Annotated in this window: 19 protein-coding genes; 11 read left to right on the top strand and 8 right to left on the bottom strand. The window is 67.0% G+C overall.

The genetic code is table 11. The features are described 5' to 3' along the window. Nucleotides 1–466: 466 nt before the first annotated feature. Nucleotides 467–1,726: an enoyl-ACP reductase FabV gene (fabV, locus tag ACMGRF_RS06410; RefSeq protein ID WP_111191554.1), complete on the top strand. Its 1,260-nt coding sequence runs from the start codon at nucleotides 467–469 to the stop codon at nucleotides 1,724–1,726. A gap of 107 nt (nucleotides 1,727–1,833) precedes the next feature. Here the strand turns inward: fabV and ACMGRF_RS06415 are convergent, their stop codons facing one another. The 3 genes from ACMGRF_RS06415 to ACMGRF_RS06425 all read right to left on the bottom strand — a co-directional run bounded on the left by ACMGRF_RS06415 (nucleotide 1,834) and on the right by ACMGRF_RS06425 (nucleotide 5,724). Then, nucleotides 1,834–3,903: an EAL domain-containing protein gene (locus tag ACMGRF_RS06415; RefSeq protein WP_099487759.1), complete on the bottom strand. Its 2,070-nt coding sequence runs from the start codon at nucleotides 3,901–3,903 to the stop codon at nucleotides 1,834–1,836. 91 nt (nucleotides 3,904–3,994) lie between these two features. Beyond that, nucleotides 3,995–5,179 carry an NAD(P)/FAD-dependent oxidoreductase gene (locus ACMGRF_RS06420; RefSeq protein ID WP_099495113.1) on the bottom strand — a complete coding sequence of 395 codons (1,185 nt, stop codon included), beginning with the start codon at nucleotides 5,177–5,179 and terminating at the stop codon, nucleotides 3,995–3,997. After that, a complete protein-coding gene (locus ACMGRF_RS06425) occupies nucleotides 5,176–5,724 on the bottom strand; it encodes a YaeQ family protein (protein ID WP_014036873.1) in 549 nt (182 codons plus the stop codon). Before ACMGRF_RS06425 ends, ACMGRF_RS06420 begins: the two co-directional genes overlap by 4 nt. A gap of 124 nt (nucleotides 5,725–5,848) precedes the next feature. Here ACMGRF_RS06425 and ACMGRF_RS06430 point away from each other — a divergent pair, with 124 nt between their 5' ends. After that, entirely contained in the window at nucleotides 5,849–6,718 is an 870-nt protein-coding gene (locus tag ACMGRF_RS06430) for a pseudouridine synthase (RefSeq protein ID WP_414485714.1), read from the top strand. Between the two features lie 13 nt (nucleotides 6,719–6,731). Here ACMGRF_RS06430 and ACMGRF_RS06435 read toward each other — a convergent pair whose 3' ends face one another. After that, complete coding sequence (locus tag ACMGRF_RS06435; RefSeq protein WP_049436089.1) at nucleotides 6,732–7,220, bottom strand: YaiI/YqxD family protein; 489 nt, start codon at nucleotides 7,218–7,220, stop codon at nucleotides 6,732–6,734. A 302-nt stretch (nucleotides 7,221–7,522) separates the two neighbouring features. On the opposite strand from ACMGRF_RS06435, the gene ACMGRF_RS06440 reads away from it, so the two are divergent. The 4 genes from ACMGRF_RS06440 to ACMGRF_RS06455 all read left to right on the top strand — a co-directional run bounded on the left by ACMGRF_RS06440 (nucleotide 7,523) and on the right by ACMGRF_RS06455 (nucleotide 11,399). Beyond that, nucleotides 7,523–7,732: a cold-shock protein gene (locus tag ACMGRF_RS06440; RefSeq protein ID WP_005416210.1), complete on the top strand. Its 210-nt coding sequence runs from the start codon at nucleotides 7,523–7,525 to the stop codon at nucleotides 7,730–7,732. A 186-nt stretch (nucleotides 7,733–7,918) separates the two neighbouring features. Continuing rightward, nucleotides 7,919–8,608 carry a glutathione S-transferase family protein gene (locus ACMGRF_RS06445; protein WP_414485715.1) on the top strand — a complete coding sequence of 230 codons (690 nt, stop codon included), beginning with the start codon at nucleotides 7,919–7,921 and terminating at the stop codon, nucleotides 8,606–8,608. Nucleotides 8,609–8,640: 32 nt separating this feature from the next. Continuing rightward, nucleotides 8,641–10,206: a protein adenylyltransferase SelO gene (locus tag ACMGRF_RS06450; RefSeq protein ID WP_414485716.1), complete on the top strand. Its 1,566-nt coding sequence runs from the start codon at nucleotides 8,641–8,643 to the stop codon at nucleotides 10,204–10,206. A gap of 656 nt (nucleotides 10,207–10,862) precedes the next feature. Further along, nucleotides 10,863–11,399, top strand: coding sequence for an adenine phosphoribosyltransferase (locus ACMGRF_RS06455; protein WP_049413025.1), 537 nt, complete (start codon nucleotides 10,863–10,865; stop codon nucleotides 11,397–11,399). A 92-nt stretch (nucleotides 11,400–11,491) separates the two neighbouring features. Here ACMGRF_RS06455 and dbpA read toward each other — a convergent pair whose 3' ends face one another. Next, nucleotides 11,492–12,868 carry an ATP-dependent RNA helicase DbpA gene (gene dbpA / locus ACMGRF_RS06460; RefSeq protein ID WP_100477951.1) on the bottom strand — a complete coding sequence of 459 codons (1,377 nt, stop codon included), beginning with the start codon at nucleotides 12,866–12,868 and terminating at the stop codon, nucleotides 11,492–11,494. Between the two features lie 153 nt (nucleotides 12,869–13,021). After that, nucleotides 13,022–14,101 (bottom strand): YeiH family protein, encoded by a 1,080-nt coding sequence (locus tag ACMGRF_RS06465; RefSeq protein WP_049438716.1) that lies wholly within the window; start codon nucleotides 14,099–14,101, stop codon nucleotides 13,022–13,024. A gap of 101 nt (nucleotides 14,102–14,202) precedes the next feature. Between ACMGRF_RS06465 and ACMGRF_RS06470 the strand changes: the two genes are divergently transcribed. After that, nucleotides 14,203–15,078 (top strand): LysR family transcriptional regulator, encoded by an 876-nt coding sequence (locus ACMGRF_RS06470; protein ID WP_049413031.1) that lies wholly within the window; start codon nucleotides 14,203–14,205, stop codon nucleotides 15,076–15,078. A 357-nt stretch (nucleotides 15,079–15,435) separates the two neighbouring features. After that, entirely contained in the window at nucleotides 15,436–17,319 is a 1,884-nt protein-coding gene (locus tag ACMGRF_RS06475) for an ATP-binding cassette domain-containing protein (RefSeq protein ID WP_262256586.1), read from the top strand. A 353-nt stretch (nucleotides 17,320–17,672) separates the two neighbouring features. On the opposite strand, the gene ACMGRF_RS06480 is transcribed toward ACMGRF_RS06475, so the two are convergent. Together ACMGRF_RS06480 and ACMGRF_RS06485 are read right to left on the bottom strand one after the other, a co-directional pair. Further along, on the bottom strand, nucleotides 17,673–18,134 hold the full coding sequence (locus tag ACMGRF_RS06480) for a c-type cytochrome (protein ID WP_049411454.1): 462 nt from the start codon (nucleotides 18,132–18,134) through the stop codon (nucleotides 17,673–17,675). Nucleotides 18,135–18,143: 9 nt separating this feature from the next. Beyond that, entirely contained in the window at nucleotides 18,144–18,527 is a 384-nt protein-coding gene (locus ACMGRF_RS06485; RefSeq protein WP_061477913.1) for a c-type cytochrome, read from the bottom strand. 205 nt (nucleotides 18,528–18,732) lie between these two features. Here ACMGRF_RS06485 and ACMGRF_RS06490 point away from each other — a divergent pair, with 205 nt between their 5' ends. From ACMGRF_RS06490 to ACMGRF_RS06500, 3 genes are read left to right on the top strand one after another with little or no spacing between them, the layout of a single operon-like run. Next, nucleotides 18,733–19,878 carry an efflux RND transporter periplasmic adaptor subunit gene (locus tag ACMGRF_RS06490; protein ID WP_049411461.1) on the top strand — a complete coding sequence of 382 codons (1,146 nt, stop codon included), beginning with the start codon at nucleotides 18,733–18,735 and terminating at the stop codon, nucleotides 19,876–19,878. Beyond that, entirely contained in the window at nucleotides 19,875–23,396 is a 3,522-nt protein-coding gene (locus tag ACMGRF_RS06495) for an efflux RND transporter permease subunit (RefSeq protein ID WP_099487731.1), read from the top strand. The genes ACMGRF_RS06490 and ACMGRF_RS06495 overlap by 4 nt, the downstream gene beginning before the upstream one ends. After that, nucleotides 23,393–26,479, top strand: coding sequence for an efflux RND transporter permease subunit (locus ACMGRF_RS06500; RefSeq protein ID WP_049411466.1), 3,087 nt, complete (start codon nucleotides 23,393–23,395; stop codon nucleotides 26,477–26,479). The genes ACMGRF_RS06495 and ACMGRF_RS06500 overlap by 4 nt, the downstream gene beginning before the upstream one ends. The last annotated feature ends 68 nt before the right edge of the window (nucleotides 26,480–26,547 follow it).

The following is a 26,547-nucleotide window of genomic DNA, read 5'->3' on the forward strand; positions in this document are numbered from 1 at the left end:
GCATCCATGCGGCTGACACCCCGCACTCCGACAGCGCCCCACCTCTGACAGATTCCGGCGGCTGTTGGTAGGTGTCGACCTTGGTCGACACATCTGTCAGATATCGAAATCGACCTGACCCCAAGAGCATTTCCAACGGATCGCGGAAACCTGTCGAAGGCGGGGTGGGTCCGGTTGAGGGGGCGTGAGCCGCATGGATGCGGCGACCGAGCTTACATGGACGTACTTGCAGCGTCCCCCTCAGCCGGATCCACCCCGCCGACCCGCAGGAAACCAGCTTTTGCTGTTGCTTCGGCATTGGCTTTTAGCGGGTACAGGGCGCAGCCCTGCAAAGAGAAACCCCACCCTACGCCAGCGTCGGTTGTGCAATCCTCCCCCGCGCACTACGATCCTGCGGTTCGCGCGCGTGCGCGCCCGTACTCCTGCTGAGCGCCCCGTGCGCCGCATCTGCCAACCCGAGGTATCCATGGTCATCAAACCGCGCGTCCGCGGCTTCATCTGCGTCACCACCCACCCGACCGGCTGCGAGGCCGCGGTCAAGCAGCAGATCGACTACATCCGTGCGCGCCCGCCGATCCAGAACGGTCCCAAGCGCGTGCTGGTGATCGGCGCCTCCACCGGCTACGGCCTGGCCGCACGCATCACCGCTGCCTTTGGCAGTGGTGCTGCCACCCTCGGCATCTTCTTCGAACGCCCGGGCAGCGAGACCAAGCCGGGTACCGCGGGCTGGTACAACTCGGCTGCGTTCCACAAGTACGCCGACGAAGCCGGCCTGTACGCCAAGAGCATCAATGGCGATGCCTTCTCCGATGAAGTGAAGGCGAAGACCATCGAAATGATCAAGGCCGATCTGGGCCAGGTCGACCAGGTTGTCTACAGCCTGGCCGCGCCGCGCCGCAAGCACCCGAAGACCGGCGAGATCATCAGCTCCACGCTGAAGCCGATCGGCGAGCCGATCACCCTGCGCGGGCTGGATACCGACAAGGAAGTGATTACCGAGACCACCCTGCAGCCGGCGACTGCGGAAGAAATCGCCGGCACCGTCGCGGTGATGGGCGGCGAGGACTGGCAGATGTGGATCGATGCGCTGGCCGATGCCGGCGTGCTGGCCAATGGCTGTACCACCACGGCCTTCACCTACGTGGGCGAAGAGATCACCCAGGCGATCTACTGGAATGGCTCGATCGGCGCGGCCAAGAAGGACCTGGACACCAGGGTGCTGGGCCTGCGCGAAAAGCTGGCGAAAATCGGCGGCGACGCGCGCGTGTCGGTGCTGAAGGCGGTGGTGACCCAGGCCAGCTCGGCCATTCCGACCATGCCGCTGTACCTGTCGCTGCTGTTCAAGGTGATGAAGGAAAAGGGTACCCACGAAGGCTGCATCGAACAGCTCGACGTGCTGTACGACATCCTTTACGGCGGCAAGGCCGATGGCACGGCGGTCGATCGCCTGCGCCACGATCTGGTCGATGGCGAGGGCCACACCGTTGCGCTGGTCGATGAGGAAGGCCGCCTGCGCGCCGATTACAAGGAAATGGCCGCGGACGTGCAGGGCAAAGTGGTCGCGCTGTGGCCGCAGGTGACCAACGAGAACCTGTACGAGATCAGCGACCTGGCCGGTTACAAGGCCGACTTCCTGCGTCTGTTCGGTTTTGGCGTGGAGGGCGTCGACTACGAGGCCGACGTCAACCCGGACGTGAAGATCGGCAACCTGGTCGACATGACCTGATCAAGCAAAAGGCCGGCGAAAGCCGGCCTTCTCTTTGCGTAGTGCCGGCCGCTGGCCGGCAACCCTGGGTACCAAAGGCTGCCGGCCAGCGACCGGCACTACCTCGGTTACCCGAATTCGAACCCCATCTCCGGCAACGCCGGGCCCACGAAGTCGCCCTGCACGTAATCCACGCCGGCACTGAACAGCAGCGTCATCGAGTTGGCATCGCTGACGAATTCGGCAATGGTGCGGATGCCCACTTCCTGGGCACGCGCGGTGATCTGGCTGATGCGGTCGATGTTCTCGCGGGTGGCGGCCAGGTCGCTGGTGAAGCCCCGGTCCAGCTTGAGGAACTGCGGCTGGAAGTGGGCCAGCAGCTGGAACGAGTCCAGCCCGGAACCGAACTGCTCCAGGCCGATGCGGCAGCCCAAGGGGGCCACTTCGGCAAGGAACTGCTGTGCGCTGCGCAGGTGGGTGAACACCTTCGCTTCGGGTGCATGCAGCCACAGCCGTTCGCCGGGCACGCCCTGTGCCTGCAGCTCGCGGCGCAGGCTGGCGATCATCTGTGGGTCATCGAACGATTCCGGCGTGACCTTCACCAGCACCTGGGTGGCATGACCCGCACGTGCGCGTTCACCCAGCACCGCGATGGCCTGCGAGACCACCCAGCGGTTGATGTCGGCCAGCAGGCCGTGTTCCTCGGCGATGCCCAGGAACGCCGTCGGGCTCAGCAGCTCGCCGTTGTTTTCCAGGCGCAGATAGGCTTCGTACAGTTCCAGTGGTTCGCCCTGCAGGTTCAGCACCGGCTGGTAGTGAAGCTGGAAACCGTCGCCGGCCAACGCCTCGCGGATGCGCGCCACCCAGCGCTGCACACGCTCTTCCTCGACACGGTCGGCGGCAGCCGGGTCGAAGATGCGGCAGGTGTTACCCAGCTCGGCTGCAGCCTGGGTGCATTCACTGGCGCGCGCCAGCACCTGGCCGATGCTGGCGATCTTCTCACCGACCTGCACGCCACCAATGCTGACCGTCACCGTGGCCGAGCGTGCGCCGATGCTGAAGACGTGCGCGGCGTAGGCTTCTCGGATGCGCTCGGCCAGCGCCACGGTCTGTGCGTAGGGTCCGGCCTGCAGCACGGCGAAATTGTGTTCGCCGAAACGGGCCAGTTGCGCGTCCTCGCCAACCACTTCGGCCAGCAGGGCGGCGAGGGCGCCGATCAGGGTGTCGGCCGAGGCCAGGCCGATATCCGGCAGCAGGCGCGCGTAGTGGTCCGGCTCGATCAGCAGCAGGCCGAACTGGCCCTCGCTGCGCCCGGCCTGGGCCACCGCGCTTTCCAGCTGCAGCATGAAGGTCGGGCGATTGAGCAGGCCGGTGACCTGGTCGCGCTGGCGCAGGTCCTCGACCTCGCGCGCCAGTTCGGGGTCGAACTCCATGCGGCGGCGGAGCACCACCTGCAGGCAGGACTCGCCCTCGTAGGTGGCCGCCGCAAATTCCATCGTCGCCGGGAACGCACTGCCGTCCTGGTGGCGCGCGTCGAGCTGGTACTGAGGCGGCGGCGCCTCGCCACGGCTGAGGCCCTTCAGCAGCTGCTTGAAGCCCTCCACGTGCTGGGCGGCGACCATGTCCAGCAGCGAGATGCCTTCAATGTCGTCAAAATGCTCGTAGCCGAACATCTCCAGGTAGGCGTCGTTGGCGCGGATGTGCATGCCTTCATGCACATAGGCGATCGGGTCGCGCGATGAGGCGATCAGCGCGTCGCAGCGGCGCTCGGTCTCCCGCATCTGCGCCTCGATGCGGCGCAGGCCGCGGCGTGCCTGCAGGTCCACCCACTGGTCGCGGACCACGGCGAGCAGGTGCTCCGGGCGCTGGCGCAGGGCGAGGGCACGGATGCCATGGCTGCTGGCCTGCACCAGTTCGTCCTCGTCGATGCGCTCGGCCAGCAGCACCAGCGGGATGTCCTTGCCGCTGGCGGCGATGTGCTGGGCTGCCAGCTGCAGCGGAATGCCCTGCGACGGCGAGGCCAGCACCAGGTCGATGGCCTGGCTGGTCAGCACCTGGGCCAGCTCGGCCGCATCCTGTGGGCGCCACGGGCGCACCGCGATGCCGCTGTTGCGCAGGGTGCTGACGATGGCTTCGGCATTCTCGCCGCTGTCATCGACGATCAGCAGGCGGATGGTGATGTCGTTCGCGTTCTGCATGCACTGCTCCCCAATCTGCGAATCTAGATACACGATGCGCGGCGAACCGTCCATGCGCGTCCCCCTTGCGCGCATGGAACGGCGAAGTGGTTCACACCACGCCGCCCGCTGCGTGGCCGCTGGCCCAGGCCCATTGGAAGTTGTAGCCGCCCAGCCAGCCGGTCACGTCCAGCACCTCGCCAACGAAGTGCAGGCCGGGGACGCGCTTGGATTCCATCGTCGAGGATGACACTTCGGCGGTGTCCACGCCGCCCAGGGTGACCTCGGCGGTGCGGTAGCCTTCGGTGCCGCTGGCCACCAGCGGGAATGCGCCCAGCAGCTGCGCAGCCTGGCGCAGCACCGGCTCGTCCAGCTGGCGCACGGGGCGGTCGGGCAGCCAGTGCTCGCACAGCCGCTGTGCCAGCCGCTTCGGCAGTACCTCGCCCAGTACCGTGCGCAGCTCGGCGGCGGGGCGGTCGCGCTTCATCTGGCGCAGCCACTCGCCGGCATCCTGGCCCGGCAACAGGTCCAGCTCCAGCGCATCGCCGGGCTGCCAGAACGAAGAGATCTGCAGGATGGCCGGGCCGCTCACGCCGCGATGGGTCAGCAGCATGAAGTTCTGGAAGCTCTTGCCGTTGCAGCGCGCCTCGATGGGGAGAGCGACGCCGCTGAGATCGGCCAGCCGTTCCTGGTGCCTGCCGCTGAGCGTCAGCGGCACCAGCCCGGCCCGGGTCGGCAGTACCTGGTGGCCGAACTGGCGGGCCACCTCGTAGCCGAAGCCGCTGGCGCCCATGCTGGGAATCGACAGGCCGCCGGTGGCAACCACCAGCGAGGCGCAATGGAACAGGCCGTGGGTGGTGTGCACGCGAAAACCATCGCTGCCGTGCTCGATGCGCTGCACGCTGCAGTCGGTACGGATCTGTACGCCGGCCGCCTGGCACTCGTCCACCAGCATCTTCACGATCTGCTTGGACGAGATATCGCAGAACAGCTGCCCCAGTTCCTTTTCGTGATAGGCGATGCCGTGCTTGTGCACCAGCTCGATGAAATGCCAGGGCGTGTAGCGGGCCAGCGCCGACTTGCAGAAATGCGGGTTGGCCGACAGGAAGTTGGCCGGGGTGGTGCCGGTGTTGGTGAAGTTGCAGCGGCCACCACCGGACATCAGGATCTTCTTGCCGACCTTGTTGGCATGGTCGATCACCTGCACCTGGCGGCCCCGCTGGCCGGCAGTGATCGCGGTCATCAGCCCGGCTGCGCCGGCCCCAATGACCACCACATCGCAACGGATGGTGCTCATGCCTTGGCGCGCTTGCGCCAGTTCGGGATCACGTCGAGCTGGATCTGGTCGTTGAGCAGCTGCACTTCACCGTCCTGGATCAGCACGCTCCAGCGCATGGCACGCTGGATCTGCTGGCCCCAGCGCTCGACGAATTCGCCGTCCAGATCGACCACCGAAAGATTGTCGAAGCGCGCCAGGCCCTTGCCCTGCTTGCCCCACCAGATCTCCGAGGCGTTGCCGCCATAGTTGACCACCTGCACCTGGCGGCTGCGGTTGCTGGCCTTGCGGATGCGCGATTCGTCCGGATGGCCCAGGTCGATCCACTGCAGGATGTCGCCGGTGTAGTCGTGTTCCCAAAGATCGGGTTCGTCATCGGTGCTCAGGCCGCGGCCGAACTCCAGGCGGTCGCCGGCGTTCAGCGCGAAGGCGAGCAGGCGCACCATCAGGCGCTCGTCGGTCTCGGACGGATGCTGGGCCAGGGTCAGGTTGTGGGTCGCGTAGTAGCCGCGATCCATGTCGCTGATCTGCAGTTCGGCCTTGCGGATGGTGGCGGTAAGAGCCATGGGGGGTCCGTGGACTAAAGAGGACAATGATAGAGGTTTGCTCCGGGGGTGTCCGTGGCCGGGCTGTCTGCACACCGTCAACGGTGGCACTCTTGCGCTCTTTCCCGTGGCCGGAGTGGACGCCATGACCTTGCCCAGCCGGCTGCAGCTGCCGCCCGGCCCCTGGATCAGCCTGCTGGATGGCCTGTGTGCGCGATTCCCGCGCATCGCGCGCGCGCAATGGCAGGATCGCTTCGCGCGCGGCCGTGTGCTGGATGCGCAGGGCAGGGCGCTCGCTGCGGACATGCCCTGGCAGGTCGGGCTGGACATCCAGTACTTCCGCGAGGTGGCCGACGAACCGGTGATTCCCTTTGTCGAGACCATCGTCCATCTGGATGCGCACCTGCTGGTGGCCGACAAGCCGCATTTCCTGCCGGTGACACCGGCGGGTGGGCATGTGCGCGAGACGCTGCTGGCGCGGCTGGTCGCCCGCACCGGCAATGCCGATCTGGTGCCGCTGCACCGGCTGGATCGGCTCACGGCCGGGTTGGTGCTGTTCTCGACCCAGCGTGCGTCGCGCGATGCTTACCAGCGACTGTTCCGTGAGCGGCGCATCGAAAAGACCTATGAGGCCCTGGCACCGGCGCTGCCGGGGCGGGCGTTTCCGCTGCAGCGGGACAGCCGCCTGGTGCCGGGCGAGCCGTTCTTCCGCATGGCCGAAGTGCCCGGTGAACCCAATGCGCGCAGCCGGATCGAGCTGATCGAGGCCGAAGGGCCGATCTGGCGCTACCGGCTGCTGCCGGAAACCGGCCGCAAGCATCAGTTGCGCGTGCACATGGCCATGCTGGGGGCGCCGATCGTGGGTGACGACCTGTACCCGCAGCTTCGGCAGCGGCCACTGGACGTGGCCGAGTCACCGCTGCAGCTGCTGGCGCGGGCCCTGGCCTTCGACGACCCGTTGAGTGGCGCACGACGGACGTTCAGCAGCGGCCGCAGTCTGAGCCTTCCGGCTTAGGCCGGCCAGGTGCTCAGCGGGCCGGGCGTCGCGCCAGCCAGCGGTCCAGCTCGGCGGCGAACAACTGCCGATCGCGGGGTCCCAGGGGCGGCGGTCCGCCGGTCTGGACCCCGGCGCCGCGCAGTTCCTCCATGAAATTGCGCATCGACAGCCGCTCGGCCATGTTGTTCGGGGTGTACAGCTGGCCGCGCGGGTTCAGCGCCACGGCCTTCTTCTCCAGCACCAGCGCGGCCAGCGGTATGTCCTGGGTGACCACCAGGTCACCTGCGGCGACCCGCTCCACGATGGCGCTGTCGGCCACGTCCAGCCCCTGCGGCACCTGGATCGAGCGCAGCCAGCGTGAGGGCGGGGTGCGGATCCACTGGTTGGCGACCAGGGTCAGTTCGATCCCCACCCGTTCAGCCGCGCGGAACAGGATGTCGCGAATGACGGTGGGACAGGCGTCCGCGTCCACCCAAATGTGAGGGGGCGCGTATTCAGCGGGGGTTTCAGCTTCAGTCATTTCCCCAGTGTAGGGTAGGAAAAACCTGAATGGGGGCTCGGGGTTAGCCGCGAATGGCTGCCAGCCCTTGTCACGCCTAGCGGGTGACGTGTTCCGATGAACGCCGGGGCTATCGCTTTTTGCAGAAAACACGCGTATCGTGCGACCCACTGTGTTTGCTAGGGTCACCGTGAATCGTGGCCTGGTGCAGTTGATCTCACGATCCGCTCATCGATCCGCTTTACCAACGCCTGCAACTCAGTCTCGGCCCCGATACCCGGTGGCTGCGATTTTTTTCAACATGTGTTTCAGGAGTTAGTAAAATGTCTGAACGTCAGACCGGCACCGTCAAGTGGTTCAACGACGCCAAGGGCTTCGGCTTCATCACCCCGGAAAGCGGCCCGGACCTGTTCGTGCACTTCCGCGCGATCCAGGGCACCGGCTTCAAGACCCTGCAGGAAGGCCAGAAGGTTACCTTCATCGCCGTCCAGGGTCAGAAGGGTATGCAGGCTGACCAGGTGCAGGCGGTCTAATCCGTCTGCTACCGTTGGGTAGCCAGAACGCCGGAAGCGAGAGCTTCCGGCGTTTTTTATTGCCCGCTGTTTTTTGTAGAGTCGAGCCACGCTCGACTGTTCTCAAAGACAGTGGAGCATGGCTCGACTCTACAAAGGGCATGCACTGCGCGCGGTACGATGGGGGCCTTCCCAAGGATCACCCTCATGCGCATCGTTCATCACCTGGAAAACTCCCGTTCCCTGCGCGTGCTGTGGATGCTGGAGGAGCTGGGGCTGGACTACGAACTGCGCCGCTATCCGCGTGATCCGAAGACGCTGCTGGCGCCGCCGGAACTGCGTAACGTGCATCCGCTCGGCAAGTCACCTGTGCTGCAGGATGGCGAGCTGGTACTGGCCGAGTCCGGTGCGATCCTCGACTACCTCGCTGACCGTTACGACACGCAGCGCCAGCTGTCGCCGTCACCGATGCCGGCCGACGGCACCGAACGCATCGCGTACCGCTACTGGCTGCACTACGCCGAAGGCTCGGCGATGCCGCCGCTGCTGCTGACCCTGGTGATGGGCCGCATCCGTAATGCGCCCATGCCATTCTTCGCACGCCCGATCGCACGCAGCATTGCCGACAAGGCCGAGCGGGGCTTCGTTGGACCGCAGCGGCGCCTGCACCTGGACTGGATGGAGCGCCGCCTGGCCGAAAGCCCATGGTTTGCCGGCGAGCGCTTCAGTGCGGCCGACATCCAGATGAGCTTCCCGATCCAGGCTGCTGCCGCGCGCGGTGGTGGGCTCGACGACAAGCCGGCGCTGCGCGGCTTCCTCAAGCGTATTGGTGAGCGCCCGGCCTACCAACGTGCCGAGGCTCACGGCGGCCATCTGCAGGCGTTGAGCGGCAATTGAGGACGGCGGCGGGCGCCCCCATCTTCAACAGCATGGATACCGACAGCCCCCGTTTCGACAACCGCCTGCTGCGCACCCTGCCGGGTGACGCCGAATCCGGCCCACGCAGGCGCGAAGTGCTGGGCGCGGCCTGGTCGCCGGTGATGCCGACCCCGGTGGTGGCGCCCACGCTGCTGGCCTGGTCGCCGGAGGTGGCCACGCTGCTGGGTTTCCATGCCGCTGACGTCGAGAGCGAAGGTTTCGCGCAGGTGTTCGGCGGCAATGCGCTGTACGCCGGCATGCAGCCATGGGCCGCCAATTACGGTGGCCATCAGTTCGGTCACTGGGCCGGCCAGCTCGGCGACGGGCGTGCGATCTCGCTGGGCGAGCTGGTGGCACCCGATGGCCGACACTGGGAACTGCAGCTGAAGGGGGCCGGGCCGACGCCGTACTCGCGCGGTGCCGATGGACGGGCAGTGCTGCGCTCGTCGATCCGCGAGTTCCTGTGCAGCGAAGCGATGCACCACCTGGGCGTGCCGACCACGCGCGCGTTGTCGCTGGTCGGCACCGGCGAAGAGGTGGTGCGTGACATGTTCTATGACGGCCACCCGCGTGCAGAGCCTGGCGCCATCGTGTGCCGGGTGTCGCCGTCGTTCCTGCGCTTTGGTTCCTTCGAACTGCCGGCGTCGCGGGGTGAAACCGCCCTGCTGCAGCAGCTGGTCGATGCCTGCATCGCGCGCGACTTCCCCGAGCTTGAAGGGCAGGGCGAGGCCCTGTACGGCGACTGGTTCGCGCAGATCGCGGTGCGCACCGCCGAGATGATCGCGCACTGGATGCGTGTCGGCTTCGTGCACGGCGTGATGAACACCGACAACCTGTCCGTGCTCGGCCTGACGCTGGATTACGGCCCCTATGGCTGGGTCGAGGACTTCGATCCGGACTGGACGCCGAACACCACCGATGCTCAGGGGCGCCGCTACCGCTTCGGCACCCAGCCGCAGGTGGCGTACTGGAACCTGAGCCGATTGGCGCAGGCGCTGTCGCCGCTGTTCGCCGATGTCGCACCGCTGCAGGCGGGCCTGGCGGCCTACCAGTCCACCTTCGTGGCCTGCACGCGTCGCGATGCTGCATCGAAGCTGGGGCTGGCTGCTGCCAACGATGACGACCTGCAGCTCTACCAGCGCTGGCAGCAGCTGATGCAGGAGGGCGCCATGGACATGACCCTGGCCTGGCGTGCACTGATGCGCATCGACCCGTCGGCAGCGGACGCGACGGTCCTGGACGCGGTGTACTACGACGAGGCGCGCAAGCAGGCGGTGCAGGCGCCGTTGCAGCAATGGCTGCAGGACTACGCAGCGCGCCTGCGCAGCGATCCGCTGTCGGCCCGCGAACGCCTGGCGAAAATGGCAGCGGCCAACCCGCTGTACGTGCTGCGCAACTGGCTGGCCCAGGAGGCGATCGACCGTGCCGAGCAGGGCGACCTCGGCGGTGTGCATGCGCTGCAGGTCGTGCTGCGCGACCCATACACCGAACGCCCGGGGCTCGAGCACTTCGCTGGCAAGCGCCCGGCCTGGGCCGACAACCGCGCCGGCTGCTCGATGCTGTCCTGCAGTTCCTGAGGGTGGGTTTCGGCAGGGCTGCGCCCTGCACCCGCAGAGGCCACCGCGCAAGCAGAGGCCAAAGCCAAAGCCAAAGCCAAAGCCAAAGCGGCTTTGGATTGTTGATGGTATGGCGGGGCGGTGTGGGGCTGCAGGACACGCCGTGAACCCGTCCCTGGGGGCTCGATGGCGCCATCCATGGCGCCAACGGTCCTGCAGCCCCACACCGCCCCACCTCCGAAAGACTCCCGCGGCTGTGGGTAGGTGTCGACCTTGGTCGACACGGTAGATCCACGCCATGCGTGGATGAAATCTGTCAGATATCGATACACAAAAAAGGGGTCAGATCCGTTTCCCTTCGGAAAACGGATCTGACCCCACGAGCTGCCCGACAGATCGCAGAAATCTGTCGAAGGCGGGGTGGGTCCGGTTGCGGGAGTGTCCGCGGCATGGATGCCGCGGCCAAGCCCCCATGGATGGGTTTACGGCGTCTCCCGCAATCGGGCCCACCCCGCCATCCCACAGGAAACCCGCTGTTGCCGTTGCTGTTGCTGTTGAGGTTGCCGGCCAGCGGCCGGCACTACTGCAGGTGCCGGGCGCAGCCCGGCCGACCCCCTCAACAGGCAGGCGGCGCCCGGAACAGGTACCCTATGCCGCCATCAGATAGCCAATGTGACATGACCGACGCCATCGTCGCTCCGCAGTGGGCCTCCCGCCTGCGCGACATCGCCGACTTCCCCAAGCCCGGCATCCTCTTCAAGGACATCATGCCGCTGCTCGCCCACAGCGAGGACTTCCGCGGTGCCATCACGGCGATGGCCGACCGTTGGCGCGACCAGAAGCTGGACGCGGTGGTCGGCATCGAATCGCGTGGTTTCATCCTCGGTGCCGCGATGGCACTGGAGCTGGGCGTCGGCTTCGTGCCGGTGCGCAAGCCAGGCAAGCTGCCGGGGCAGGTGCTGCGCGAGGAATACACGCTGGAGTACCGCAGCGACTGCATCGAAGTGCACGCCGACGCGCTGCCGGCCGGTGCCCGCGTCGCGATCATCGATGACGTGCTGGCCACCGGCGGCACGCTGGTCGCTGCATTGTCGCTGGTGCGCCGCCTGGGCGTTGAGGTGGTCGGTGCAGGCGTGCTGGTCGAGCTCGACGGCCTCGGCGGCCGGGCCCGCTGGGGGGCGGGCTTGCCACTGCACACCGAACTGGTGTTCTGATCGAAGGGTGAATGCCAACCAGGGTTGGCATCTACCAGAGCGAAGGGCCGGGAGCCGGTCGTTGCCAACCGTGGTTGGCAACGCGGCGTCAATCACATCATCCGCACGCGGAAACGACGGCCCTTGATCTTGCCGGCTTCCAGCTTGGCCACGGCCTTGTTGGCCTGCTCACGCGCGATCGCCACATAGGAGCGGGTCGGGAAGATCGCGATCTTGCCGATGAACTTGCTCGACAGGCCGGCATCGCCGGTCAGTGCGCCGAGGATGTCGCCCGGGCGCAGCTTGTCGGTCTTGCCGCCGTCGATGCGCAGGGTGCGCATCGCCGCCTGCGGCAACTCGGCCGGGCGCGAGGTCGCCAGTGGCGTCTTCTGCCAGTCCAGTGGCTGACCCATCTGCGCTTCGATGGCTTCGGCGCGGGTCTTCTCGCGGCCGGCCACCAGGCTGATCGCCAGGCCGCTGGCACCGGCGCGCCCGGTACGGCCCACGCGGTGCTGGTAGCTCTCCACGTCGGTCGGCAGTTCGTAGTTGATCACCGCCGCCAGCTCTTCCACGTCCAGGCCGCGCGCGGCGACGTCGCTGGCGACCAGCACGTTGCAGCTGCGGTTGGCCAGCAGCAACAGCACTTCCTCACGGTCGCGCTGCTCCATGTCGCCGTGCAGGGCGAGTGCGGAGAAGCCGAACTGCTGCAGCGAGTTGGCCACTTCGTCCACGTCCTTGCGGGTGTTGCAGAACACCACCGCCGATTCCGGCGTGTACTTCAGCAGCAGGCCGGCCAGCGCCTTCTGGCGATGCGCCGGTTCCACCTCACAGAACAGGTGGCGGATGGCCGGTGCCTGGTCGGCGCCTTCCACGGTCACCTCCACCGCGTCGCGCAGCAGGTCACGCGCCATGGCGCGAATGCTGTCGGGGAAGGTGGCGGAGAACAGCAGGCTCTGGCGATCCCTGTGGGTGCGGCCGGCGATCTCGCGGATGGGCTCCTCGAAGCCCATGTCGAGCATGCGGTCGGCCTCGTCCAGCACCAGCGTGCGCACCGCACCAAGATTCAGCGCGCGCTTGCGTGCCAGCTCCTGCACGCGGCCGGGCGTACCCACCACCACGTGCGGGTCGTGGCCTTCCAGCGAGGCCAGCTGCGGGCCCAGCGGCACGCCACCCACCAGCAGCAACAGCTTCAGGTTGGGAATGCCGGTGGCCAGCTTGCGGATCTGCTTGCCGACCTGGTCAGCGAGTTCGCGGGTCGGGCACAGGACCAGCGCCTGCACGCGGATCAGGCTGGGGTCGATGGACTGCAGCAGGCCCAGCCCGAAGGCGGCGGTCTTGCCGCTGCCGGTCGGCGCCTGTGCGATCACATCGTGGCCATCGAGGATGGCCGGCAGGCTCTGCGCCTGCACGGGGGTGAGGGTGGTGTAGCCGAGGGCGTCCAGGCCGGGCTGCAGGGCCGGGTTCAGCGGCAGGGTCGAGAAGTCAGTCATGGCGCATTGTACCCGCCCGCGTGGCCGGTCCCGTCTAATAGGGTGGGGTCGGATCCCTTTCCGCAGGAAAGGGCTCTGACCCCAATTGGTGCCGTCATCCCCGCATGGCGTGGATCTTCTGGTGGGCGCCGACCCAGGTCGGTACGCGCCTGCTCAGCCCAGCACCGCCAACACACCCTGGTGGATCGCCAGGCCACCGAACAGCAGCCAGGCGAACAGGATCAGCGCCAGCAGCAGTGGTTTCAGGCCGGCCTGGCGCAGCGCCGAGACATGGGTGGTCAGGCCCAGCGCGGCCATCGCCATCGCCAGCAGCACGGTATCCAACTGCACCAGCCCCGCCTGCAGGCCGGCCGGCAGCAGGTGCAGTGAATTGAAACCGGCCACTGCCACGAAACCGAACGCGAACCACGGCACTACGATGCGCGCCTTGCTGCCGTCGGCGCTGGCCTTGCCGCCACGCGCCAGCCACAACGACAACACGACCAGGAACGGCGCCAGCAGCATCACCCGCACCATCTTGGTGATCACCGCGGTATCGGCGGCGGCTTCGCTGACCGCGCGGCCGGCGGCCACCACCTGCGCCACTTCGTGCACCGTCGCACCAGTGAACAGGCCGTACTGCCGCGCGTCCATCGCCAGCCAGCCGTGCGACTGCACCAGCGCATACAGCACCGGGTACAGGAACATCGCCAGCGTGCCGAACACCACGACGGTAGAAACCGCGACAGTGACCTGCGCAGCGCGGCCGCGCACCACCGGTTCGGCGGCCATCACCGCTGCCGCACCGCAGATCGCGCTGCCGGCGCCGATCAGCATTGCCGCCTCGCGTTCCATCCTGAACACACGCACGCCCAGCCAGCAGGCCAGGCCGAAGGTACTGGCGACCACAAGCACGTCCATCAGCACGCCGCTGACGCCGACATGGCCGATGTCCTGGAAGGTCAGGCGCAGGCCGTACAGCACAATGCCGGCACGCAGCAGCCAGTGTTTGGAGAAGCCGACACCGGCCGCGCTGCTCGGCGCCAGCCGCGGGTAGAGGGTGTTGCCGACCACGATGCCGGCCACGATGGCGACGGTCAGTGCACTCAGGCCGTGCGCCTGCAACCAGGGAAGCTCGGCCAGGTACAGCGACGCCGCCGCGATCAGGCCCACCAGCAGCAGGCCGGGCAGGCGCGGCTGCCAGCGTTGGCGCAGGGCGGGCAGGGACCAGGAGGAGAGAGCGGGGGCGTTCATGGCAGGGCAGGGCTGTGGTGACGGGACAAGCGTGCGCCTTCGTCCATGACCTGTAAAACGAATAATATGGGTGAAATCTACCTATAAGATGGGTAATGCCCATGCGCCTGACCCTGCGCCAGCTTCAGGTTTTCGTTGCCATCGCCGACCACGGCAGCACCACCGCCGCCGGCCAGGCCATCGCCCTCTCGCAGTCGGCCAGCAGCGCCGCCCTGCAGGAGCTGGAGGCGCACTTCGGTACGCCGCTGTTCGACCGCATCGGCCGTCGCCTGGCGCTGAACGGGCACGGCCGCGCACTGCTGGAACCGGCGCGCACCCTGCTGGTCAATGCCGCCGATCTGGAGCGGCAGCTGGCCGCCGGCGGAGACCCGTCGCAAGGGGCACCGCTGCGGTTGGTGCTGGCCGCCAGTACCACCATCGGCAACTACCTGCTGCCGCCGCGCATTGCGGAACTGCTGCGTCAAGCGCCACAGGCCGAGGTCGACCTGCGCATCGACAACAGTGCCGGCGTAGTCGCTGCTGTGCAGCGCCTGGACGTGGACGCCGGCCTGATCGAAGGCCCGTGCCATGAACGCGGTTTGCAGGTCACGGCCTGGCAGCAGGATCCTCTGGTGATCGTCGCCGCCGCCGACGCTCCGCCGCGCTGGACGCTGGACGAACTGCGCCGCGCCCGCTGGCTGCTGCGCGAACCGGGTTCCGGTACCCGCGAAGCGGTGGAGCAGGCCCTGCTGCCGCATCTGCGTGGCTTCGCCCAGACCCTGCAGCTGGGCAATACCGAAGCGATCAAGCAGGCCGCGATCGCCGGCCTCGGCCTGGCCTGCCTCTCGCGCCACGCGCTGGAAGAGCCGCTGGCGCTGGGCCGCCTGCGCGTGCTGGACACCCCGCTGCCTCCCCTGCAGCGCACGCTGTGGCTGGTGCGCCACCCGGGCAAGCAATGGCTGCCGGGGTTGCAGGCGTTGCTGGGGCAGGTGGAGTAATCCATCAGACCCCCAGTCGAGTCCATCCATCGATACTTTTTGTAGCGCTCATCCACGCATGGCGTGGATCGACCGTGTCGACCAAGGTCGCCACCCACCAGAGCAGAATGCCGTTCCGACAGATCGCAGGAATCTGTCGAAGGCGGGATGGGTCCGGTTGCGGGGGTGTCCGCGGCATGGATGCCGCGGCCAAGCCCCCAGGGACGGGTTTACGGCGTCCCCCGCGACCGGACCCATCCCGCCATCCCACAGGAAACCAGCTTTTGACGTTGTCGTTGAGGTTGCCGGCCAGCGGCCGGCACTACCGCGGGTGCCGGGTGCAACCCGGCCGACGCCCCCAACCCGTACAATATCCGGATGCCTCTGATTACTCTGCAGAACGTCGACTTCAGCGTCGGCGGCCCGTTGTTGCTGGAAAAGGCCGAACTGTCGATCGAGCCGGGCGAACGCATCGCCCTGATCGGCCGCAACGGCGCCGGCAAATCCACCCTGCTCAAGCTGCTGTCCGGCGACCACAAGCCCGATGACGGCGAAGTCCGCGTGCAGCAGGGCGTGCGCGTCACCCGCCTGGAGCAGGAAGTGCCACATGGCGCCGCCGGCTCGGTGTTTGACGTCGTCGCCGATGGCCTCGGTGAACTGGGCCAGTGGCTGGCCGAGTTCCACCACCTCAGCCACGCCGAAGTGTTTGATGGTGAAGCCCTCGGCAACGTGCAGGCCAAGATCGACGCCGCCAACGGCTGGGGCCTGGACCAGCGCGTCAGCGAAACCCTGACCAAGCTCGACCTGGACGGCGAGGCCGAGTTCGGCCGCCTGTCCGGCGGCATGAAGCGCCGCGTGCTGCTCGCCCGCGCGCTGGTGTCCAGCCCTGACGTGCTGTTGCTGGACGAACCGACCAACCACCTCGATATCGAAGCCATCGACTGGCTCGAAGCGTTCCTGAAGGGTTGGAGCGGCAGCGTGGTGTTTGTTACCCATGACCGCCGCTTCCTGCGTGCACTGGCCACCCGCATCGTCGAGATCGACCGCGGCCAGGTCACCAGCTGGCCGGGCGACTGGGCCAATTACGAGCGTCGCCGAGAGGAACGCCTCAACGCGCAGGCGCAGGAAAACGCGCGCTTCGACAAGTTGCTGGCGCAGGAAGAGGTCTGGATCCGCCAAGGCATCAAGGCGCGCCGCACCCGCGACGAGGGCCGCGTGCGCCGCCTGAAGGCGATGCGCGTGGAGCGTTCGCAGCGCCGTGATCTCAGCGGCAACGTCAAGATGGAAGCCGCACAGGGCATCAGCTCTGGCAAGAAGGTCATCGACGTCAAGGATATTTCGTTCGCCTTCGGTGAGCGCACCATGGTCCGCGACTTCACCACCACCATCATGCGCGGCGACCGCATCGGCCTGATCGGCCCCAACGGCAGCGGCAAGACGACGCTGCTGAAGCTGCTGCTGGGAGAGCTGCAGCCGACCAAGGGCGAAGTCAACGCCGGCACCAACCTGCAGATCGCCTATTTCGACCAGTACCGCGCGGTGCTGCGCGAAGACTGGAGCGCGATCGAGAACGTGGCCGAAGGCCGCGATTTCCTCGAGTTCAACGGCAAGCGCAAGCACGTGCATGCCTACCTGCAGGACTTCATGTTCACCCCGGAACGCGCGCGTGCGCCGATCACCCGCCTGTCCGGTGGCGAGCGCAACCGCCTGCTGCTGGCCAAGCTGTTCGCGCAGCCGTCCAACCTGCTGGTGATGGACGAACCGACCAACGACCTGGACGTGGAAACCCTGGAGCTGCTGGAAGAGCTGCTGGGCGAGTACACCGGTACGCTGCTGCTGGTCAGCCACGACCGTGACTTCATCGACAACGTGGTGACCTCCACGCTGGTGATGGAAGGCGACGGCGTGATCGGCGAGTACGTCGGTGGCTACAGCGACTGGCAGCGTTATGCGGCCAGCATCGCAGCGCCTGCCTCGGTCCCCGCAGCCAAGCCGCCGGCCGCCGCCCCGGCCGCGGCGGCTGCTGCCACCCCGGCTGCGCCCAAGCGCAAGCTGGCCTACAAGGAAGCGCGCGAACTGGAGCAGTTGCCGAAGACCATCGAGAAGCTGGAAGGCGATGTCGAAGGCCTGACCTCGGCGATGAACGACCCGGCGTTCTACACCCGCAGCAGTGCCGAAGTGACCGCGCACACCCAGCAGCTGGCCAAGGTGCAGGCCGAGCTGGATGCCGCGTACGCGCGCTGGGAAGAGCTGGAAGGCTGAGCGGCTACCACGGCCGTCTCACCCTGCGGGCGGCTGTGGCTTTTGATCTGATTCCGCCTTGAAGCGAGCCGAGCACCGCAGGTCCGGCGAGGGCGAAGAGGCGCGGGTGTCTGAGTGCAGCGAGTTCCCGCGCCGTCCCTCGGTGGGCCGAGAAGCGCAGGGAACCGGTGCGTAGCATCGGCTCGCGGACGGCGGAGCGTTTCTTTTGGTTACTTTTCTTTGCGCGCACCGCACTGCAGGAGCAGGGCGGAACGGCATAGCCGGCCCGCAGGGTGACGCACAAGGATGTGCGTCATCAAGAAAAGTAACGCCTATGAACGCATCAGATTGCAGCAGTCATCCGCGCAGAGCGGTCATTTGACCCCGTGCAGATCCCGCAGCTGGCTCGGCCGGCTGCCGAAATACGCCGCCAGATCGGCAATGTCCTGATCACTCAGGTCCTTCGCCTGCGGCGTCATCAGCGCATGCTGGCGGTCGCCGGCGCGGTAGGCCTGCAGCGCATGTGCCAGATAGTCGCCGTACTGGCCACCCAGCTTCGGGTAGGTCGGATCGATCGGCGCATTGCCGTCGGCCCCGTGGCAGTCGATGCAGCTCTGGTTGGTGGCCTTGCCCTTCACCTTGGCGCGGGCTGCGCCGGCAGCCTCGCGGCCAGCCGGCAGGCCGGCGGAGGACGAAGAACCGTGTTCGCCGCTGGCATGGCCCGGGTCGGCGGCGGATTTCTCGCTGTTTTCCACCTGCGACTGCGAACAGGCCGCCAGCAGCAGGGCAACGGACAGGGCGATGGCGTGACGCATCGGATGCGCGGCTTTCGACATGGGCGGGCCTTACTTGACGGTGGACAGGTAAACAGAGAGATCGGCGATCTCCTGTTCGCTGAAACTCATCGACTGCGCCTGCATCGTCGGATGCCGGCGCTTGCCCTGGCGGTACTCGGTCAGGGCCTGGGCCAGGTACTGCTGGGTCTGGCCGCCGATCTTCGGCACCCGGTAACTGGGGTAGGCGTTCTTGTAGCCGGTGATGCCGTGGCACCCCTGGCAGGTGTAGGCCAGGACACGGCCATTGTCGAAGTTGCCGGTGGGCGTGGCAGGCGCCGGCGCGGCGGCAGGCGCCGGGGCGGGTGTGGCAGGAGCGGGAGCGGGCTGTGCGGCGGCCCCAAGGGGCAGGAGGACGGCCAGAGCGAGACAAGCGGCGAGCGGCTGCGGGCGCATGGTGTCGTTTCCGGGGATTCGGGTCTGGTCGTTCCGGCGTGGGGTACGGAACGACCCGAGTATAGCCTCAGGTTTCATCTAGCTGAAATGGGGGCGGGCCGACCAGCGGCGTGAAGACACCATGACCTTTGGGATATGGTGTTGCCGTGAAGTGGTGCATTACTTTGCTACCACACCTGTCCACGCATCCTCCAGGGACCTGACGATGTCGCACCCAACCTTCCTGTCCGGCCGTCGCAGCGGAATCTGCGCTGCCGCACTGCTGATCTCCACCTCCCTGCTGCTGGGCGGTTGCGCCGCAGGGCCCAATTCCGAAGCCAAGGCTGCCGAGACCAAGGAGGAGAAGAAGGTCGACGCGGTCCCGGTCGAAGTGGCGGTGGCCAGCCATCGTGCCGTCGCAGCCAGCTACACAGGCACCGCGGCGCTGGAGCCACGTGCAGAGTCGCAGGTGGTCGCCAAAACCTCCGGCGTGGCCTTGGCAGTGCTGGTTGAGGAAGGGCAGCGGGTCACCGCCGGCCAGCCGCTGGTGCGGCTGGACCCGGACCGCGCGCGCCTGGCCGTGGCTCAGAGCGAAGCGCAGATGCGCAAGCTGGAAAACAACTACCAACGCGCACAGAAGCTGGTCGGCCAGCAGATGGTCAGCGCCGCCGATGTCGACCAGCTGCGCTATGACCTGGAGAACGTCCGTGCGCAGTACCGCCTGGCCACGCTGGAGCTGTCCTACACCACGGTAGTGGCACCAATCTCCGGTGTGATCGCCTCACGCTCGATCAAGACCGGCAACTTCGTGCAGATCAATACACCGATCTTCCGCATCGTCGACAACTCGCGGCTGGAGGCCACCCTCAACGTACCCGAACGTGAGCTGGCCACCCTGCGTGCCGGCCAGCCGGTGACGCTGGCGGCCGACGCCCTGCCGGGCCAGAGCTTCACCGGCACCGTCGACCGCATCGCGCCGGTCGTGGACTCGGGCAGCGGCACGTTTCGCGTGGTCAGTGCCTTCGATGGCGCCGCCCACGCGCTGCAGCCCGGCATGTTCGGCCGCATCCGCATCGATTACGACCAGCGTGCCGATGCGCTGGTGGTGCCGCGCCTGGCGTTGCTCGATGACGGTGAACCTGCGGTGTTCCGCGTGCGCGAAGGCAAGGTCGCACGCGTTCCGGTCAAGCTGGGTTACGCCGAGGGCCCGTGGGTGGAGATCCGTGATGGCCTGGCGGCCGGTGATCAGGTGGTCACCGCCGGCAAGGTCGCCTTGCGCGACGGCACCACGGTGCAGGTGATTGCCGATCCGAAGGCGAAGGCGGTCGCGGCGGCCGCCAAGCCCGCAGACAAGGCCGGGAGCAAGCAATGACTGCCCCGGGTCACGACCACGGTGCCTCGCCGGCGCGCGACGGCGCCGCCGCCGGCATGCGCGGCGGCCTGGTGGAATTCGCCACGCGTCGCCGTGTGACCATCGCCATGTGCACGGTCACGCTGCTGCTGTTCGGCCTGATCGCGCTCGGCAACCTCAAGGTCAACCTGCTGCCCGACCTGAGCTACCCGACGCTGACCGTGCGCACCGAATACACCGGTGCGGCGCCGACCGAAATCGAAACCCTGATCACCCAGCCGGTTGAAGAAGCGGTGGGCGTGGTCAAGAACCTGCGCAAGCTGAAGTCGGTCTCGCGCACCGGCCAGAGCGATGTGGTGCTGGAGTTCGCCTGGGGCACCAACATGGACCAGGCCAGCCTGGAGGTGCGTGACAAGATGGAAGCGCTGAACCTGCCGCTGGAGGCCAAGGCCCCGGTGCTGCTGCGCTTCAATCCGTCCACCGAGCCGATCATGCGCCTGGTGCTGTCGAACAGGACGGCGCCGACCAGCGATGCCGATGCGGTCCGCGAGCTGACCGGCCTGCGCCGCTATGCCGATGAAGACCTGAAGAAGAAGCTGGAGCCGGTCACCGGCGTGGCAGCAGTGAAGGTGGGCGGCGGCCTGGAAGACGAGATCCAGGTCGACATCGACCAGCAGAAGCTGGCGCAGCTGAACCTGCCGATCGACACCGTCATCAAGCGCCTGAAGGACGAGAACATCAACATCTCCGGCGGCCGCCTGGAGGAAGGCTCGCAGCGCTTCCTGGTGCGTACCGTCAACCAGTTCGCCGACCTCGAGGAAATCCGCAACCTGCTGGTCACCACCCAGGCCGCCAACGGCAGCGCAGCGGATTCGGCGCTGCAGCAGATGTTCAACATCGCCGCGTCGACAGGTTCCGCTGCAGCCATCGCGGCGGCGTCGGCGGCACAGAGCGCATCGTCCGGTGGTGGCTCCAGCGTGGTCGCCAACGGCGTGCCGGTACGCCTGAAGGACGTGGCCACGGTGCGCCAGGGCTACAAGGAGCGCGAAGCGATCATCCGCCTGGGCGGCAAGGAATCGGTCGAGCTGGCCATCTACAAGGAAGGCGACGCCAACACCGTGTCCACCGCCGAAGCGCTGCGCAAGCGGCTGGAACAGATCAAGGGCACGTTCCCGTCCGATGTCGAGCTGACCACCATCGAGGACCAGTCGCGCTTCATCGAGCACGCCATTGCCGACGTCAAGAAGGACGCGGTGATCGGTGGCCTGCTGGCGATCCTGATCATCTTCCTGTTCCTGCGCGATGGCTGGAGCACGTTCGTGATCAGCCTGTCGTTGCCGGTATCGATCATCGCCACGTTCTTCTTCATGGGCCAGCTCGGCCTGAGTCTGAACGTGATGTCGCTGGGCGGCCTGGCCTTGGCCACCGGCCTGGTGGTCGATGACTCGATCGTGGTGCTGGAGAGCATCGCCAAGGCCCGCGAGCGTGGCCTGGGCATCCTGCAGGCGGCCATTGCCGGCACCCGCGAAGTGAGCATGGCGGTGGTTGCCTCGACCCTGACCACCATCGCCGTGTTCCTGCCGCTGGTGTTCGTCGACGGGATTGCCGGACAGCTGTTCCGCGACCAGGCGCTGACCGTGGCGATCGCCATCGCGATCTCGCTGCTGGTGTCGATGACCCTGATCCCGATGCTGAGCTCGCTGAAGGGGCGGCCACCGCTGGCGTTCCCGGAAGAGGCGCCGAACGCCGCATGGCAGCCGCAGAAGCGCTGGCAGAAGCCGGTCGCGCTGGGCCGCCGTGGCGTGGTTGCCAGCGTGCGCTGGAGCTTCTATGCACTGGCCTGGCTTGTCGTGCGCGTGTGGCGCGGCGTGGTCGCAGTGGTCGGCCCGGTGATGCGCAAGGCCAGTGATCTGGCGATGAAGCCCTATGCAGGCGCCGAGCGCGGCTATCTGCGCCTGTTGCCGAGCGCATTGGCACATCCGGGCAAGGTGCTGGGCGTGGCAGCCATCATTTTCGTGGCGACCATGGCGCTGGTGCCGATGCTTGGCGCGGACCTGATCCCGCAGCTGGCGCAGGACCGGTTCGAAATGACGGTGAAGCTGCCCGCCGGCACGCCGCTGAAGCAGACCGATGCGCTGGTGCGTGAGCTGCAACTGGCGCATGGCAAGGGGGAGGGCGTGGCTTCGCTGTACGGTGTCAGCGGCAGCGGCACCCGCCTGGACGCCAGCCCCACCGAGAGCGGCGAGAACATCGGCAAGCTGACCGTGGTGATGGAAGGCGGTGGCAACGCGCGCACTGAAGCGGCAATCACCGAGCGCCTGCGCGGCACCATGAGCCAGCACCCGGGCGCCCAGGTCGACTTCGCGCGGCCGGCGTTGTTCAGCTTCTCCACGCCGTTGGAAATCGAACTGCGCGGGCAGGACATGGCGACTCTGGAAGTGGCTGGCCAGCGCTTGGCGGCGATGCTGCGCGGCAATGCGCACTACGCCGACGTGAAATCGACGGTGGAAGAGGGCTTCCCGGAAATCCAGATCCGCTTCGACCAGGAGCGCGCGGGTGCGCTGGGCCTGACCACCCGCCAGATCGCCGACGTGGTGGTGAAGAAGGTGCGCGGCGACGTCGCCACCCGCTACAGCTTCCGTGATCGCAAGATCGACGTGCTGGTGCGTGCCCAGGAAGGTGACCGCGCCAGCGTCGAGAGCATCCGCCGTCTGATCGTCAATCCGGGCAGCACCCGCCCGGTCACCCTGGACGCGGTGGCCGACGTGGTCGCCACCACCGGCCCCAGCGAGATCCATCGTGCCGACCAGACCCGGGTGGCGGTGGTATCGGCCAACCTGCGCGACATCGACCTCGGCGCAGCCATGCGCGAAGTGCAGCAGATGGTGGCCGAGCAGCCGCTGGGCGCGGGCGTTGGCCTGCACATCGGTGGGCAGGGCGAGGAGCTGGCGCAGGCGGCGAAGTCGCTGATCTTCGCCTTTGGACTGGCGATCTTCCTGGTCTATCTGGTGATGGCCTCGCAGTTCGAGTCGCTGCTGCACCCGTTCGTGATCCTGTTCACCATCCCGCTGGCGCTGGTCGGCGCGATCCTGGCGCTGATGCTGACCGGCAAGCCCATCTCGGTGGTGGTGTTCATCGGCCTGATCCTGCTGGTCGGCCTGGTCACCAAGAACGCGATCATCCTGATCGACAAGGTCAACCAGCTGCGCGAAGCCGGTGTGGCCAAGCATGAGGCGCTGGTGGAAGGTGCGCGTTCGCGCCTGCGCCCGATCATCATGACCACGCTGTGCACGCTGTTCGGCTTCCTGCCGCTGGCGGTGGCGATGGGCGAGGGCGCCGAAGTGCGTGCACCGATGGCGATCACCGTGATCGGTGGCCTGCTGGTGTCGACGCTGCTGACGCTGCTGGTGATCCCGGTGGTGTACGACCTGATGGATCGTCGCGGCGACGCCTACTACCGTGAGCGCGGCCGCAAGCATGCCGGTGAAGGCCTGCACGGCGACGAGGGCGGCACGGCAGGCGTGGAGGAGCCGGCATGAGCGTTGCCGAGTTCTCCATCCGCCGCCCGGTCACCACCATCATGTGCTTCGTGTCGCTGGTGGTGATCGGCCTGATCGCTTCGTTCCGGCTGCCGTTGGAGGCGCTGCCGGACATCTCCGCGCCATTCCTGTTCGTGCAGATCCCATACACCGGTTCGACGCCCGAGGAAGTGGAGCGGACCATCATCCGCCCGGTCGAGGAGTCGCTGGCGACGATGACCGGCATCAAGCGCATGCGCTCATCGGCCACCTCCGAGGCGGCGCTGATCTATATCGAGTTCAGCGACTGGGACCGCGACATCGCCATTGCCGCGTCCGACGCGCGCGAGCGTATCGATGCGATCCGCAGCGACCTGCCCGACGACCTGCAGCGCTACAACGTGTTCAAGTGGTCCAGCAGTGACCAGCCGGTACTGAAGGTGCGCCTGGCCAGCACCACCGACCTGACCACTGCCTATGACATGCTCGACCGTGAGTTCAAACGGCGCATCGAGCGCATCCCGGGTGTGGCCCGGGTCGACATCACCGGCGCACCGCCGAACGAGGTGGAGATCGCCATCGATCCGAACCGGCTCAACGCGCATGGGTTGAGCATCAACGAGCTGAGCGAGCGCCTGCGCACGCTGAACTTCTCGATCTCGGCCGGTCAGATCGACGACAACGGCCAGCGCGTGCGCGTGCAGCCGGTGGGCGAGATCACCGACCTGCAGGAAATGCGCGACCTGGTGATCAACGCCAAGGGCCTGCGCCTGGGCGATATCGCCGACGTGCGCCTGAAGCCGGCGCGGATGAACTACGGGCGCCGCCTGGACGGCAACCCGGCCGTCGGCCTGGACATCTTCAAGGAGCGCAGTGCCAACCTGGTGGACGTTTCGCGTGCGGCGCTGGCCGAAGTCGAGGCGATCCGCGCGCAGCCGTCGATGCGTGACGTGCAGATCAAGGTGATCGACAACCAGGGCAAGGCGGTGACCTCGTCGCTGCTGGAACTGGCCGAGGCCGGTGCGGTCGGCCTGATCCTGTCGGTGACGGTGCTGTTCTTCTTCCTGCGCCATTGGCCGTCGACGCTGATGGTGACCCTGGCCATTCCGATCTGCTTCACCATCACGCTGGGCTTCATGTACTTCGTCGGGGTGACGCTGAACATCCTGACCATGATGGGCCTGCTGCTCGCGGTGGGCATGCTGGTCGACAACGCCGTGGTGGTGGTGGAGAGCATCTACCAGGAGCGCGAGCGCATGCCGGGACAGCCACGGCTGGCCTCGATCATCGGCACCCGCAACGTGGCCATCGCGCTCAGCGCCGGCACGCTCTGCCACTGCATCGTGTTCGTGCCGAACCTGTTCGGCGAAACCAACAACATCAGCATCTTCATGGCGCAGATCGCGATCACCATCTCGGTTTCGCTGCTGGCCTCGTGGCTGGTCGCGGTCAGCCTGATCCCAATGCTGTCCGCACGCATGGCCACCCCCAAGCTGGTGCACTCGCAGACCGGCCTGATCGCGCGCCTGCAGCGCCGCTACGCGCAGCTGCTGGACTGGTCGCTGCACCACCGCGGCTGGAGCCTGCTCGGCATCCTGCTGGTGGTGCTGGTCAGCCTGGTGCCGATGAAGCTGACCAAGGTCGACATGTTCGGTGGCGAGGGCGGCAAGGACATCTTCATCGGTTACATGTGGAAGGGCGCCTACACCTACCGGCAGATGTCCGAGGAAGTGGCGCGGGTGGAGAACTGGATCGACCAGAACCGCGAACGCCTGCACGTCAAGCAGGTGTACTCCTGGTACAGCGAACAGGAAGGCAGCTCCACGGTGGTCACCCTGGACGAGAAGTACGCCAAGGACATCAAGGCGCTGCAGGAGCAGTTGCGCAAGGGCCTGCCGAAGTCCGCCCGCACCGACTATTTCGTCGGCAACCAGGGCGGCGATGGCGGTGGTGGCGGCAACCAGGGCGTGCAGGTGCAGCTGGTGGGCGACTCCAGCTCCATGCTGCAGGAGATCGGCCAGGAAGTGGTGCCGTTGCTGGCGCAGCGTGCCGAACTGCGGGACGTGCGCATCGACAACGGCGAGAAGGGCGGCGAGCTGAAGGTGCGCGTCGACCGTGAGCGTGCCGCAGCGTTCGGCTTCAACGCCGAACAGGTGGCCAGCTTCGTCGGCCTGGCGCTGCGCGGCGCACCGATGCGCGAGTTCCGCCGCGGTGACAATGAAGTGCCGGTGTGGGTGCGCTTTGCCGGCGCCGAGCAGAGCAGCCCGGAAGACCTGGCCGGTTTCAGCGTGCGTACCGGCGATGGCCGCAGCGTGCCGCTGCTGAGCCTGGTCACCGTGGACGTTGGTTCGTCAGCCACCCAGATCGGCCGCACCAACCGTCAGACGACGCTGACCATCAAGGCCAACCTGGCCGAGAAGGTCACCGCGCCGGACGGGCGCAAGGCGATCGAAGCCGTGCTCAAGCCGATGAACTTCCCGGCCGGCTATGGCTTCACCTTCGACGGCGGCGATTACGGCAACGACGACGAAGCCATGCAGCAGATGGTGTTCAACCTGCTGATCGCGCTGGTGATGATCTACGTGGTGATGGCGGCGGTATTCGAGTCGCTGTTGTTCCCGGCGGCGATCATGAGCGGCGTGCTGTTCTCGATCTTCGGCGTGTTCTGGCTGTTCTGGATCACCGGCACCTCGTTCGGGATCATGTCCTTCATCGGCATCCTGGTGCTGATGGGCGTGGTGGTGAACAACGGCATCGTGATGATCGAGCACATCAACAACCTGCGGCGCAGCGGCATGGGCCGTACCCAGGCGCTGGTGGAAGGCTCACGTGAACGCCTGCGCCCGATCATGATGACCATGGGCACGGCGATCCTGGCGATGGTGCCGATCTCGCTGACCGACACGCAGATGTTCGGCAATGGCCCGGAGTACTCGCCGATGGCGCGCGCGATTGCCGGCGGCCTGGCGTTCTCGACCGTGGTCAGCCTGTTGTTCCTGCCGACGATCTACGCGGTGCTCGATGACCTGCGCAATGCCGTGACGCGGCTGATCCGCCGTGCGCGTGGGGTAGAGATGGTAGAGCCGGGCGCTGCCCGGCTGTAAGGCACGCCAACGTGTTGTGGTGTGGGGGAGGCCGGTCGTAGTGGGGCGGCCTCCCCCTTTTTTGCTCG

This window comes from Stenotrophomonas sp. EMP41, from assembly GCF_047495535.1.
In the GTDB taxonomy this organism is placed as follows: domain Bacteria; phylum Pseudomonadota; class Gammaproteobacteria; order Xanthomonadales; family Xanthomonadaceae; genus Stenotrophomonas; species Stenotrophomonas sepilia.